14 protein-coding genes are annotated in these 14,377 nt (G+C 37.1%); 7 read left to right on the top strand and 7 right to left on the bottom strand.

Translation table 11 applies throughout. From position 1 onward, the window contains the following. Window positions 1-46: 46 nt before the first annotated feature. The 6 genes from IW15_RS08505 to polA all read left to right on the top strand — a co-directional run bounded on the left by IW15_RS08505 (window position 47) and on the right by polA (window position 8,270). Window positions 47-1,975 carry a type VI secretion system Vgr family protein gene (locus IW15_RS08505; RefSeq protein ID WP_034710594.1) on the top strand — a complete coding sequence of 643 codons (1,929 nt, stop codon included), beginning with the start codon at window positions 47-49 and terminating at the stop codon, window positions 1,973-1,975. 2 nt (window positions 1,976-1,977) lie between these two features. Then, the gene (locus tag IW15_RS08510; RefSeq protein WP_034710595.1) at window positions 1,978-3,270 is read left to right on the top strand and encodes a hypothetical protein; all 1,293 of its coding nucleotides are present in this window, start codon (window positions 1,978-1,980) and stop codon (window positions 3,268-3,270) included. Between the two features lie 3 nt (window positions 3,271-3,273). After that, on the top strand, window positions 3,274-3,642 hold the full coding sequence (locus tag IW15_RS08515; RefSeq protein WP_034710596.1) for a hypothetical protein: 369 nt from the start codon (window positions 3,274-3,276) through the stop codon (window positions 3,640-3,642). 244 nt (window positions 3,643-3,886) lie between these two features. Further along, window positions 3,887-4,291, top strand: a complete 405-nt coding sequence (tssD, locus tag IW15_RS08520) for a type VI secretion system tube protein TssD (protein ID WP_034710597.1) — start codon at window positions 3,887-3,889, stop codon at window positions 4,289-4,291. A gap of 413 nt (window positions 4,292-4,704) precedes the next feature. Next, window positions 4,705-5,109 carry a type VI secretion system tube protein TssD gene (gene tssD / locus IW15_RS08525; protein ID WP_034710598.1) on the top strand — a complete coding sequence of 135 codons (405 nt, stop codon included), beginning with the start codon at window positions 4,705-4,707 and terminating at the stop codon, window positions 5,107-5,109. 329 nt (window positions 5,110-5,438) lie between these two features. Next, window positions 5,439-8,270, top strand: a complete 2,832-nt coding sequence (gene polA, locus IW15_RS08530; RefSeq protein ID WP_034710599.1) for a DNA polymerase I — start codon at window positions 5,439-5,441, stop codon at window positions 8,268-8,270. Window positions 8,271-8,462: 192 nt separating this feature from the next. On the opposite strand, the gene IW15_RS08535 is transcribed toward polA, so the two are convergent. The 6 genes from IW15_RS08535 to IW15_RS08560 form a co-directional block, all read right to left on the bottom strand. Further along, window positions 8,463-9,101, bottom strand: coding sequence for a hypothetical protein (locus IW15_RS08535; protein ID WP_034710601.1), 639 nt, complete (start codon window positions 9,099-9,101; stop codon window positions 8,463-8,465). A 133-nt stretch (window positions 9,102-9,234) separates the two neighbouring features. Next, window positions 9,235-9,975 carry a LolA-like protein gene (locus IW15_RS08540; RefSeq protein ID WP_034710602.1) on the bottom strand — a complete coding sequence of 247 codons (741 nt, stop codon included), beginning with the start codon at window positions 9,973-9,975 and terminating at the stop codon, window positions 9,235-9,237. Between the two features lie 6 nt (window positions 9,976-9,981). After that, window positions 9,982-10,455, bottom strand: a complete 474-nt coding sequence (locus IW15_RS08545) for a hypothetical protein (protein ID WP_228384329.1) — start codon at window positions 10,453-10,455, stop codon at window positions 9,982-9,984. Between the two features lie 68 nt (window positions 10,456-10,523). After that, window positions 10,524-11,519 (bottom strand): hypothetical protein, encoded by a 996-nt coding sequence (locus IW15_RS08550; protein ID WP_034710603.1) that lies wholly within the window; start codon window positions 11,517-11,519, stop codon window positions 10,524-10,526. A gap of 210 nt (window positions 11,520-11,729) precedes the next feature. Then, window positions 11,730-12,128, bottom strand: coding sequence for an immunity 22 family protein (locus IW15_RS08555; protein WP_034710604.1), 399 nt, complete (start codon window positions 12,126-12,128; stop codon window positions 11,730-11,732). A gap of 49 nt (window positions 12,129-12,177) precedes the next feature. Beyond that, entirely contained in the window at window positions 12,178-12,738 is a 561-nt protein-coding gene (locus IW15_RS08560) for a YdeI/OmpD-associated family protein (RefSeq protein WP_034710605.1), read from the bottom strand. Window positions 12,739-12,924: 186 nt separating this feature from the next. Here IW15_RS08560 and IW15_RS08565 point away from each other — a divergent pair, with 186 nt between their 5' ends. After that, window positions 12,925-13,572: an MgtC/SapB family protein gene (locus tag IW15_RS08565; protein WP_034710606.1), complete on the top strand. Its 648-nt coding sequence runs from the start codon at window positions 12,925-12,927 to the stop codon at window positions 13,570-13,572. Window positions 13,573-13,597: 25 nt separating this feature from the next. Here the strand turns inward: IW15_RS08565 and IW15_RS08570 are convergent, their stop codons facing one another. After that, entirely contained in the window at window positions 13,598-14,089 is a 492-nt protein-coding gene (locus tag IW15_RS08570; protein ID WP_084681386.1) for a copper resistance protein NlpE, read from the bottom strand. Window positions 14,090-14,377: the final 288 nt, after the last annotated feature.

Consider the following 14,377-nt stretch of genomic DNA (forward strand, 5'->3'; position numbering starts at 1 on the left):
ACACCACACACTAAGAGATTATTTAACCTATCCAAACACAGAGAATATGAAAACAGAATCACAAAATATACCGAAAGCCCCTTCGTTTCGTCCGGCACAAAATGCTGACGGCGTTTCAGAAAGTCATCACACCGGAATCAACCGTCTGGTGAAGCTTTCTTTAGTAGTAGAAGGAAAAGTAATCAAATATTACAAGCATTTTAAACTCAAACAGAGCGCACAGCGTCACCATGAATTTACGCTTACACTGGCGCATGATGCCTTGGGAGACCGGCAGACCCACACCCTGGAAGAAGCTAATAAATTTCTTGGAAAACGCCTTACCGCTGTTATTTCCTATAAAGATGTTGAAAACAGTCCGGAAAGAAACTTTGTGGGCATCATCACCAAGGTGGGTTTCAGTCAGGAAAAAATGAGTCTTGGAAATATTGTGCTTTCCGGGTATAGCCCGACTATTCTACTGGATGGGGCACCGCATATTCAAAGTTTTGGAGGTACCCAGCCTGTCAATATGGGAATAATTGCAGAAGAAGTCATTAAACAAGGTATCGACAGTAGCCGTTTTGATGTAAGAATTGATACCAATGACTATTCGCAGATCATCTACAGCAGTCAGTACGATGAGACCCATTACAATTATTTGGCAAGAATGGCAGAAGCCTATGGGGAACAGTTTTATTATGATGGTGAAGTACTTCATTTCGGCAAGCTTCCGCCACAGAACAAACCTATACGGCTGATTTATGGAAGCAATGCCAACGACATTAGAGTTGAACTGAAAGCAGTACACACCAAACCGCAGTTTTACGGCTACAACAGCAGTAAAAATGAAAAACTGATCTCAGGAGCAACACCAATCAGTCATGTAGGCGATCTTGCAAAAACGGCTTATGGACATAATGATAAAATTTTTAAAACACCGGCATTACAGGTTGCACCAATAAAAGGAGCTACCCATCTCGATATAGAACATTCGCAGCGAAGTGTGGCAGGAAGTGCTGCCGTCAATGTGTTTTCAGTGGAAGGTTCTACTACTGTACCTTTTCTACATCCGGGATGTATTGTTGATATCCAGATGAGAAAGCAGGATTCCAATGAAACGTCTTATTTTACCCGAATCATGGTAACGGAAACTACCCACGAAATCGATACGATAGGACATTATTCAGGAACATTTGAAGCTATTGCTGCTGATACCGGATTTCTTCCGAGACCGGATTTCACAATGCCTAAGGCAGAATCTCAGATGGCAACCGTAGTTTCCAATGCTGATCCGGAAGGACAGGGAAGAGTACAGGTGAGATTTGATTGGCAGACAAATGATATGACTCACTATGTTCGTGTAATGAGTCCAGACGCCGGAGGAACCGATCAGATCACCCAAAACAGAGGCTATGTAGCCGTTCCTGAAGTAGGTGATCAGGTGATGGTGAATTTTGTTCACAGCCACCCCGACAGACCTTTCGTTATGGGCGGAATGTTCCATGGGGGAGTAGGCCTGGGAGGCGGTGCAGACAACAGAGTGAAATCCATCCAGACCAGAAGCGGACACCGAATTGTTTTTACTGAAGATGAAAGCATCATCATCACCGATAAATCCGGAAACGAGATCCACCTGGATACTACGGGAAGCAATATTAATATTACGGCTCCGGAAACGATCAATATCAATGCTAAAAATATCAATATTACGGCGAGTGAAAATATTACATCCAATGCAGGAATGAATATTACGGAAGGTGCCGGAATGAACCATACCAGCGTAGCAGGAGGAATGATGACGCAGAATGCTGTATTGGATTACAGTCTGATGGCGGCCAATATTATGGAAGTAGCACAAGGTGAGAGAAAATCCAGGGCAAAAGAAATGAAAGAAAATGCCCAGACTAAAGAAGTAGCAGTACAAGGGAATAACAACTGGCATACTCAGGGAGAATTTAATAACAACAGCGGACAAAACTCTAAATCTCACTAATTATGGCTGGCGGAACCATCACAAGAATAGCATTAGGAGGTTCTTCTACATTAGTGGAAGAGAACTTTACGGGTTTCTATGATACTTTAGCCATGAGTGCCGGAGAAAATAATGCATTCAAGGCCAGTACAACCAATCATGGAAAACCGGATCAGCCTCCGGCTGGGAAATTTTTTATAAAAGGTTGGTGGACGGATGCCAAAGATCAACCTATTAAAGAAGCGGTGATCGGTGATACCATTCGGTTTCATATTCAGACCCAGAACATCAAGGATGGTGAAAAAGTGAACTTCACCGTTTATGAATGGGATAATCTGAAATGGATGAATGATAAGCTGGAACTTACCGATAAAGATACCGGAAAAGAATCCACTACCATAACGATAAAGGGTGGTAAAGGATATGTAGAATGGACGACGGGAGAAGCAAGCCGCGCATTGCTTAACGAATCTCTTGAAGGAAATGAATTAGAAATGTTTGTGGAATGCACCTACAAAAACGAGCAGCTGGATCTTCCGGTAAATACATGGGATTATCTTATTTTGTATGAGAAAGAAGTGTTGATAACGGTAATAGTTGAACTTCCGCATTCACATTATACATTTGGCAAGGCTGCAAAAGCTGCTTGGGGAAAACAGTGGGATGAAGCACAAACAATGGCCGTAAATAGTTTGGGATTAGCTGGGCATTCTGCAATGTCTATTGGAGAACGGTATTTTGATTATGGACCAGATAATAGACCAGGAACATATTCTGAAAAAGACTATGATGTAGATTTTAATAAAGATGGAGATAAAGATGATGACGTTTATTTAGCTAGTCCATCATACATGGATTCTCCTGGTCGTCCTTGGTGGGGCGAAAATGTGGCAAAAAAATTAGGAATTAAACCAACTGATGTTAAATTAAATCAGGTTTTGGATTATATTAAATTAAAATGGCAATTAACAGGAATTTATGGAGAAGTGCATACAATAGAATTTTATGTTAAAGAAAGTGAAGCTCATAAAATGATTATATGGTGGGAGGAAAGATACAAACACTTAAAAGTATATAGTGTATTTCCTTGGACGGGTGAACAATGTACAACTGCTGTTAAAACAGCAATTCAGCAGGCTTTTCCTTTTAAGATAACTCAGCTTTTAGGAGGTAAAAATTGGATTCCTGATACAACGCAAGCTCCTGCGGGCTTATTAGAAGATTTAAAATCATTTGTAAGTACTTCTAAAAAGCATGCAAGTGCACTTGCTAAAAATAAAATTATAAAAGAAGAATCAAAAGATTTTAAAGGATAGAATATGAATATACGGATATTATTTTTGGTAGCTTTTTTAATTGTTTCATGTAAAGAGAAAAAACAAAAAGATATGAGAATTTTTGAGAATACAACAGAATTTATAGAAGTGCAGAATTCATCAGAAGTAACATTTGATCAAGCGAAAATGTTATTTCTCAAATATCATAATGAAAATGAATTTAAAGAATTAGATATACTTTTTTACTATTTTGAGAATGGGTACTATTATTTTGGATACAAAACAGATCCTACACATGATAAACAAAACAGGTCGTGGTATTTCTTGGAAGCAAAAGTGAATGCAAAAACAGGAGAAATCGTTAAGGAAGATAAACAAATTGAATGGACAGAAATAGAAAATGAAAAATAGGAAAATTATTATTTTTCTTGTAAGTGTAAAATAATTTAAATTTTCTGTAATGTAATATTTTGCTTTACAATTATTTATAATATAAATTTTAATCCAAAGTAGTAGAATTACTACACGAAATCGTAGAACTACTACAAAAACTGAGAATTGTATTCTAAAACTTTTACAGGACAGGTAAGGCGTCTATATTTGCTAAAGAATAAATCACCAAACTATACAACAGTAACGATTAAAATTTACAATTATGGCAGCAAATTCAAGAGGAATCTTAAAATTCAACGGCGGAGAAGGACAGAAATTATTAAAGCTGAACTACAGTGTTTCAAGATCTACTGATGTATCAGGAAGAGTAGCATCAGACCCTTCCAATGCAATCATTAAACTTACCGTAGAAGCTACTGAGAAATCAGATATTCTGGAAAGTTTATTAAATGGAAAATATAAGCCTACAAAAGGAGAAGTAACTTTCAATAAATCTCACGAAGAAGGAACATTGATTACTTTGAACTGGGAAAACGGATATGTTATTCAGCACGAAGTAGATTTCGATGCAATCGACAGCAACAATATGCTGATCAGCTTTATCATAAGCGCTGAAAAAATCAATTACGGTACTGCTCCTTATGAAGGAATGTGGCCTACAGCGTAATAACTAAGTACAATCCCTAGTACCATGAATTAGTATAATAGTGCATCCGTTAAGGTGCACTATTTTTTTGAAGTATAACTTTCAGAAAAATAAAGGGCTGAAATTTTCTTGAATATATATTTCAATACATGATCCGTTACGAAATAAAAAGCAGATTAAAATATCTTAGTATTTCTCAGTCTGGTGTAAAAATGGAGTATTTTAAACACCTGTTAATTGTTTATAATATATTGATTTTTAATTAATTGTGAATATTTTTAAATCTAAAGTCGTAGAATTACTACAACAAATCGTAGAACTACTACAAAAACTGAGAATTGTATCGTAAAACTTTTACAGGACAAATAAGGGGTCTATATTTGCTAAAGAATCAATCACCAAATCACAAAATATTAACGATTAAATTTACCATTATGGCAGCAAATTCAAGAGGAATCTTAAAATTCAATGGCGGAGAAGGACAGAAATTATTAAAGCTGAATTACAGCGTTTCAAGATCTACCGATGTTTCAGGCAGAGTAGCATCCGATCCTTCCAATGCAATCATTAAACTTACCGTAGAAGCGACTGAAAAATCAGATATCCTGGAAAGTTTATTAAATGGAAAATACAAACCTACAAAAGGAGAAATAACATTCAATAAATCTCACGAAGAAGGAACTTTAATTACGTTGGACTGGGAAAACGGATACGTTATTCAGCATGAAGTAGACTTTGATGCAATCGACAGCAATAATATGCTGATCAGCTTTATCATAAGCGCAGAAAAAATTACCTACGGAACAGCTCCTTATGAAGGAATGTGGCCAGGTAAATAAATCTCGAAATCATCATCTTAGTAAAAATAAATTGGTACAGAATAGTATACTCACCCAAGTACACTATTCTGTTTTTTTATGGGTGAAACTGCCATTTATTAAAGAATGACTGAATATGTTGAACGATTCTATTTTATCTGATGATGCAGAGTAATCGTCAAGAGAAAAGAAAGTTTCCTGTAATGTAGAAAGAAATTATAATCAGCAGCAAAGAACCGTAGCCTCCTGTTAATGGCTTTTTGTAACTAAATGCATTTCATTATGATTCTCAACCCAAAATGTAGAACAGAAATATTCCTATTTTCTTATCTTTGTTCATTATAGAAAATATGGACGCAACACAAGACAAAAGGTTGTTTCTCATCGATGCTTATGCGATGATCTTTAGAGGATATTATGCATTGATCAGAAACCCTAGACTTACCAGCAAAGGATTGGATACTTCTGCTATTTTTGGTTTTACCAATTCTTTGATTGAATTGATCAGGAGAGAAAAACCATCCCATCTGGCAGTAGTCTTTGATGTTGGAAAAGCAAGTGTAAGAACAGATGATTTCGCAGCCTATAAAGCCAACAGAAGTGAAACTCCGGAAGCCATCAAAATTGCCATTCCTTATATTCATAAAATTTTGGAAGCCATGCATATTCCTATTTTAGGAGTAGAAGGCTATGAAGCGGATGATGTTATAGGAACCATTGCCTGTAAAGCAGAAAAAGAAGGATATACCACATTCATGGTTACTCCGGATAAAGATTTTGCCCAATTGGTGACCGAGCATATTAAAATCTATAAACCGGGATTAAAAGGAGGGGATATAGAAATTCTCGGCGTAGAAGAAGTAAAAGCAAAATACGAGATTGAAGATCCTAAGCAGGTGATTGATTTCCTGGCAATGATGGGAGATGCGGTAGACAATATTCCCGGATTGGAGGGTGTTGGAGAAAAAACAGCAATGAAATTCCTGAAAGAATATGGAAGCATTGAAAATCTGCTGGCCAATACACATCAGCTAAAAGGAAAACTTAAAGAAAAAATAGAAGCTTCGGCAGAACGCGGTATTTTATCTAAAAAATTAGCAACCATTATTTGCGATGCCCCTGTAGAATTTCATCAGGAACAATATGACCTTGAAACTCCGGATTTTCAGAAAGCAAAAGAAGTTTTTGACGAAATAGAATTCAACAGATTATACGAAAATCTTTACAGAGCCTTTGCGGTGACGAAAGAAACAGTCGTAGTAAGTGAAGTGGAGGTCATCCAAACTCCAACCGCAACGGAGATCAAAGGAAAAACCATGCAGCTGGACCTTTTTGCCAACTTTGAAGAACTGGATCAGGCAACTTCTACAAAATCAACCATTGAACAGAACGACCATCTGTATCAGTTTGTAGATAATCCCAGGGCTCAGAAGATCTTGGTTAATAATTTACTGAAGCAAAAAGCAGTCTGTTTTGATACCGAAACCACTTCCTTAAATGAATTGGAAGCTGAGCTGGTAGGAATGAGCTTTTCTTATAAAAAAGGACTCGCGTACTATATTCCTCTTTCAGAAGATAAGGGCGAAGTGTTGCAGACGCTTGAAATTTTCAGACCGTTTTTCGAAAAAGAAGACCTTCTGAAAATTGCCCACAATTTAAAATTCGATTATAAAATCCTGAAACAATATGACATTACCGTAAAAGGAGCAATGTTCGACACCATGATTGCCCACTACCTGCTGAATCCGGACGGAAGGCACGGAATGGATTATCTTTCAGAAGTGTATTTAAATTATAAACCGGTTTCCATTGAGACAATCATCGGGAAAAAAGGAAAAAACCGGGGGACGTTTAGAGATGCTGATCTAAGAACACAGACCGATTATGCAGCAGAAGATGCTGATATCACTTTTCAGCTATACGAATTGTTTGCCCCGCAACTAAAAATAGAAAATTTAGAAGACCTCTTCTTCAATATAGAAATGCCTCTGATGGAGGTATTGGCTAAAATGGAGCTGGAAGGAATTTCTCTGGATGAAAAATGGCTGGCCCAGGAAAGTATCGATCTTGAAAATGATCTCAGACAGCTGGAATCAAAAATATTTGAAATTTCCGGAGAAGAATTCAATATGAATTCACCCAAGCAGTTAGGTGAAATCCTGTTTGAAAAAATGCAGCTGGATCCTAAAGCTAAAAAAACCAAAACCGGACAATACGCGACTTCGGAAGATGTTCTTCAGAAGCTGTCGTCCAAACACGAGATCATCAAGCATATCCTGGAATACAGAACTTATCAGAAGCTGAAATCAACGTATGTAGATGCATTGCCTTCACAGATTGATAAGTCAGACAGCCGTGTGCATACCAATTTCTCACAGACAACAGCCGCAACAGGCCGTTTGGCAAGTGTGAACCCCAATCTGCAGAACATTCCGATCAGAACACTGAGAGGTCAGCAGATCCGTGGAGCTTTTGTTTCGGGAGAAGGTAAAAAGATCATTTCTGCCGATTACTCGCAGATCGAACTTCGTCTGATCGCTGAAATTTCAGGAGAAGAAAATATGATCAAAGCTTTCCAGGATGGTGAAGATATTCATGCATCTACTGCTGCAAAACTATTTAAAATTCCGTTGGAAGAAGTTTCTAAAACCCAGAGAGGACAGGCTAAAACGGTTAACTTCGGAATCATTTATGGTCAGGGCGCTTTTGCTCTGGCAGAACAGACCGGAATGTCCAGAACAGAAGCCAAACAGATGATCGAAGCTTATTTCGAAACCTATCCGAAATTAAAAGAATATATGGCTGCCCAGGTGAGCAAAGCCCGTGAACAAGGCTATGTAGAAACTATCTTAGGAAGAAAGCGTCATTTAAAAGATATCAATTCCAATAATTTCGTAGTACGGGGACATGCAGAAAGGAATGCCGTAAATGCTCCTGTTCAGGGAAGTGCTGCGGATGTTGTGAAGCTGGCGATGATTAAAATTGATAAAGAACTGGATGCACAGAATCTTAAAACAAAAATGCTCCTTCAGGTACATGACGAGTTGATTTTTGAAGCTCCTGCTGATGAGGTGGAAGCTGCTTCAAAACTGATCAAAACCGAAATGGAAAGAGCACTCGAAACACAAGTTCCATTACTGGTAGAAGTTGGAGTAGGGAAGAACTGGCTGGAAGCACATTAATTCTGGTTTCCATATTTCTTTATGTAAAAATATAAACTTCCGCCCTTGGGCGGAGTTTTTTTTATAAAGGTTATTTAACAAAATGTTATTTTTTGCCAATACAATAGTATAACAATTGACTTAATAAAGATATTAAAGACTAAAAAAGAAGACTAGTTTTAGTCTTCTTATCTTCATAATTTGTGTGATATCTTATTGGTCATTCTTAATCATTTCTTTTATCACCTCTATTGAGCGTTGGAACTGTTCTTCATTGTCCGGATAATAAACAAGAGTTATTTCCAAGTCTAAATAAAGCCTTCCGGGCTTTCTGGAAAGTGTTTCATTATTTCCCCTTACAGAACCTGTAGTTGTAATTTGTGAATGTGTGGTGACAATTTTCTTATAATATTTTTCATAATCATTTCTCATTTGATTGATTTTACCTTCGTATTTGTCTTTCTTACCTGCCTGAGCTGCCATTTCCTGTAGCTCACTGAACTTGCTGTCAATAGTTGAAGTATTTAATATGGCTGTGTTAGATGGAGTCTGATCAAATGTATAGCTTGCACGCTGCCTTTTAGATACTATGATAGGTTTAAATTCTAAGATCTGCCAGCCACTTGGTGCTGCATATATATTGTTGATCCCTTTTTTTCCGTTCCAGCCTACATCAATTCTGCAGACTGTAATCACTACTTTTTTGGTTTCTCCAATGAGTGGTATAGCATCAGAGGCTTGGCCAAATGAAAAAGAATTAATTAGTAAAAATAAGATTGTGAAAAGCAGATTTTTCATTACTAAATTACTGCTTTGTGTTGCATTTTTCTGTTTTGTTTCAAAAGTTTTCATGGCTGTAAGTTTTATAGATTATAAATTGTATAATATATTCATCATGAATACATAACAAAGGTTATAAAATATAAGTTTTCAGTCAATTACCCTTTTGTGTAATTTTCAAAGGCTTAAAAACGGGATAAAATGATTATTCAACATCTACAGAACCGTAAACCTTCCGTATAATGTTGTCCGGAGAAGCACTTTCAAACCGGTAATTTTCTTTTTTCAGATAGAATGTTTTAGAAGTTGTAGGCGCATCTTCTTCCATGGTATGGGTAACTTCCTGTACAAATTTACCTTTCATAGGTTCATAATACAAAGCCTGATGGCTTCCTGCTCCCATATTGTAGGTTTCAATGTAAGTAAGGACAAGAGTATTGTTGAGGTATTTAAATGTACAGAACAGATTTCCGTTAGGCCCGATGTCGTATAAATTGATATGGAGTTCTCCTTTTTCGATGCTGATGTCTTCCGGATCATGCATTTTGTAGCCATCACCATTGTATTCATCAGGAAACGCCTTTGTTGAAACTTTATCCAGTTTGTAGGTGGTATCGGGATTTTTTAAGATCACTAAAATCGTACGGCCAGCTAAGGTGTCTGCTTTTTTTCTTACTACCAGTGCCAGATCGGGAAGTCCGTCCTGGTTGAGATCCCCTTCTGCTTCGTATTGTATTTCATAACTACCAGAAACAAAATCAGAAGCTTTTTTACCCGTTGCCGGGAATCCGGAAATCTGTTCCGCGGCCTCCTGGATTGGTGGAGTCTGTGGTGTGGTTGTATTGGTAATCGTATCAGTTTTTGGATGCGATCCATTTGTTTCATTTTTATGACATGAATAGGCTGTAAGAAAGCATACAACGAATAAAGTAATAATTTTTTTCAAGGGTATTTATATGGTGGTTTTTACAAATGTAGTTTTTATTTCGCGGAAATAGAGAAGGAAAATAGAAACACAGCTCAGGATAATAACCGGTAAAAAAGATAAGTAAGCCGTAATATAAAGTTCTTCCCTGAAAAGATACGTGCTCCAGGAAGATTCTCTTTCAACAAACAGAGTATAGTTCCAGAAAAACCATACGGAAGCTATGATGATGAAGCTTGCAGCTGCTTTGATAAAAAGGTTTTTAATTAAAGAAAGCAGAGAAAACAGCAGCGTTAAAAATATCCCGGTCATCAATGCTATTAAAAATGCATCCTCAAAGAAACTGCATTCTAAACAGCTGCTGGAAGTATGGTCCGACAGTTGTCCCATCGACCAGTAGAGTTCCATAAAAGTAGCCGGGAATAGAATAACTAAAGTTAGCAGGCTTCTTTTTAACCACTTGGAAATAGATTGTATTGAGGGAAATTGTGTTTTTTTCAAAAGCTTTACTATTGTAAAAAGGAATATTGTTTTTTTATTATTCTTATAATCAATCAGATATTTCAACATTATTCATCCTGAGAACGATAATGAATGATCAGATTTTTAATCCAGTGGTTGATTTCAGCTTCATGAGTCACTATAATTTGATTCCACCTAACGTGCATTTGAAGTGAACATTCATACATTTTGACACCTTGCTGGGATAGATGGATGTTCTTTTTAAGATTGTCCATCCTTTCATCCAGCCATGCTGTATTTTTATATTTTACAAAGACAGGGTTAAGGTAATAACTGATCTTTTTTTCATTCTGAAGGATTCTGTCAATGACAGCTGTCAGTTCAGGTTTAGCTAAAAAATCTAATGATTCAGGCAGATTGATAGAAATGAGATGTTCAAATTCATGATTCGTCAGCAAAGGATAGATAAGATCCATCATTTCCGGAATAGAAATAGATTCGATGTTTTCAGTCGTGATAAAAACTGTGGGAACATCTATTCCAAGGGCAGTATAGGCTTCTATTTTATGATGTCCGTCCAATACATAGTGACGCAAACTTTTGGGATTGCTGAAAACAATAGCTTTTGGCCGTGCACCATCCTGTATCATTTTCTTATAAAAGTCCACGCGATCTGTATTAATCTGGTTGTAATGAAGGGTGTAAAATATTTCATATTCACTATAAGGATAAAGACTGCCATAGAATACCTTTTTTGAAGGATCCCCGTCATAGTGAAAGATATGGTATTTGTGGAATTTTGTTTTCTGCAGGTCAATATCTCCAAAACGGATTTCATAGTCGCCATTGGCAAAAAGATCCATAAAATCAGGGATACTGCTTAGAATTTGATCTTCGCTGCCCTGCAGCAGAAAGTGATCAATGGTATTAGTAAAGTTTTTTTTCTCTTCCTGGGTATGAGCCGAAGCCGAAAAATATTCGCCGATACTTCCCTGGAAATCAGGCCAGATTGCCAAAGCAGGTCTTTGTATCATTAAACATTCAACCATACCGGATGCAATGATCCGGATAATACCTTGTCCGTTGTTTATGTTAATATTCATGGAATAGAAGTGATGTTTTTATTTAAAATGATCATGAGGAAGGGCGTTGCGCAATAGATGGTTTTATGGCTTTAAGGAAATCATCTTTATGCGTAATTTGTTTCTGATTTCCGGTGCAATGAATGATAAAATTAGTATTCATTGCACCGGAATTCAATGAGATAGCCAACATTTATTAATAACAATAAAAGTTTTTAGCTCCTAAATATATTAGATTTCATATTCAAATTCACCAAGGTAGAATAATGAAAAGAAATCATCTTCCACCGTAACAGGATGTTGCACTGCTTTTTTACCTACAAAAACGACAGCATTAATATCAACACTCAGATCAAGTTCATTAATTCTTCTCTGCGCGGCCGGAAGCCATTGGTCAGCAAACGAATAATCGGCAAACTTTTCGTAGAGACTTCTGTTTCCATCCTCAAAACCTGCTTCCAGAAAATCATAATCGATCCACGGAGTGTCCTGAGATTCCGCAAATTTTGAAACATAGTGACCATCATCCTCTTCTTCCATATAATAGCTTTCGTCCTCTTCGATGAAATCATCAAAATCCTCCTCGTTTCTAAAACTTCCTATCCATAAATGTAAAATTTCTTTCTCCATGCTAAAACTGTATTGATATTATTTTTTAATTTTCTGTTATTTTGGGGTTCTATAATGTTAACCTTTTTTCTGACGCGCTTTCGCTAATGGCTTTTTCCAGCCTTGATATCCTGGTTTTTTCCTGTTTGGTACTCACAATCCAATGGATCACTATCTTTTGGTAGGAAGGAGCCTGCTTTTCAAAAAAATTCCAGGCTTTTTGATCTGCTTTAAACTGTTCTTCATAAACAGGATCAAGAGCAATGGTTTCTTTTTCGTGCGAATAGATCCCCGTTTTTTCCTTTTTTCTCAGATCAAATGCTTTTTGGCCTTCAGGTCTCATTAATCCAGCTTCCATGAGATCTTCAACTTTTTTAATGTTGATGGCACTCCAGATGCTGGAGGGTTTTCGAGGGGTGAACCGGTTAGAATAGCTTTCATCATCTATAGAACGTCGTGTGCTGTCTATCCATCCAAAACACAACGCCTGATCTACAGATTCAGACCAGTTCATTGATGGTTTTCCGCTTCCTTTTTTATAGAAACCTACCACTACTTCTTTTTCGGTAAGGTGATTATGCTCCAGCCACTCCCTGAATTTCTCCTTCGTGGCAAAAAATAGAGGAACCATCGTAGTTATTCTTTATGCTGTTCAGACTGTAATATTACGAAAGTTTTTTGATTAGATAAAAGCAGAACGGATAGGTTTAATAAAGGTTTTAGCCTGGAACGAAGATCTTTTTTAAGAGTCATAACATCTAAAGAAATAGAATAACATTTTTTGTTGTAATTTTATTTCAAGATTAAAATGTATATAATGAATTTTTTACAGGATCATTACGCCGTTCAGAATGAGCTTTTATTGATCGTTATTTCCGTATTCTTAGGCCTGCTGATCGGTGCAGAACGCGAATACCGAAATAAATCCGCAGGGCTGCGTACCTTTATTTTAGTGTGTTTCGGATCCTGTCTTTTTACCATTCTTTCTATCAAAATAGGAGTGGGAAATCCGGATCGTTTGGCAGCCAATATCATTACAGGAATAGGTTTTTTAGGCGCGGGAGTAATCTTTAAAGGAGATAATAAAATTGAGGGAATTACCACCGCTACCACCATATGGGCTACTGCATCAATAGGAATGGCGGTAGGTTCAGGGTATGTATATTTATCCATGCTGGGGACAGCACTCGTCCTTTTTATCTTAAGTTCCCTTACCTATCTCCAGAATTTTATAGACAACCATCACAAAATCAGAGAATACAGGATATCCGTATCCAATGCCGGAGATGTCAGTCACTGCGAAGCTAAATTTAAAGAGCACCATCTCAGGTATATGATGATAGGCCAGCAGTATACACAGGGCAGCTTAACCATCCGCTGGAGACTTACAGGAGAAAATAAAAATCATGAAGCGTTAATGAGGAGCCTGATCAGTGATCCGAAAATAACGGCTTATCAGTTTTAAAATAAAAAAATAAAGGACTGAGCCTTTATTTTTTCTTGAAAACATACAGATCTTTGTTAGGACCGTCAATTTCTTTCCCGTCCATATCAAGCTGTATCAGTTTGTTTTCGCCTACTTTATATTTGTATTTGGCACTTTTGCCTTTTAAAGTAATAAAGCTGCCTGTAGCATCCCATTCAAAAGTACCTTTATCCTGGTTTTTGGATTTTCTGTCGATATATTCTTCCGCAATACTGAAAGTTTTATCTTTATTCAGAGTCAGGGAAGTCTTAATACCCGGGCAGTCTGCACAAGGAACTACTGCTTCATAAGTTCCGTTCCAGTCCAGTGAATTTTCAGAATTATCGCCGGTAGCGACTGTTTTATCCTTTGATAAAGTATCAGAAGATGCAGTCTGCATTCCTGTAGAATCCGGTTTTGAAACGGAAGTTATGCCGGGAGCTTGTTCTTTGGATGTACATGAAGACAGAAATGCGGCAGCTGCAATTCCTGCAATAAACATTTTGCTTTTTATCATAATCAAATATTTTGTGATGTTAATTAATTTCAGGCTGACAATTAGGAAACAAAAATTAAGCCAGTGGATTGGTTGAGTGTTTTTAGTGTTTGGTATTTGGTGTTTAGCCTGTACGGCTCTGTTAATAGTCTGATGTCTGATGTCTGATGTCTGATGTCCGATGTCTGGCATCTTGTATCTTGTATCTCGTTTCTTTGCTCTTTATTCTTGTTTCTCAAATCGATCTCTCAATTCCCTCTGTTCCGGTACATAATATTGTAAAAACCCGATTTTCGATGGGCTTTCATA

Origin of the sequence: Chryseobacterium soli, from assembly GCF_000737705.1 — a bacterium.
GTDB lineage: Bacteria > Bacteroidota > Bacteroidia > Flavobacteriales > Weeksellaceae > Chryseobacterium > Chryseobacterium soli.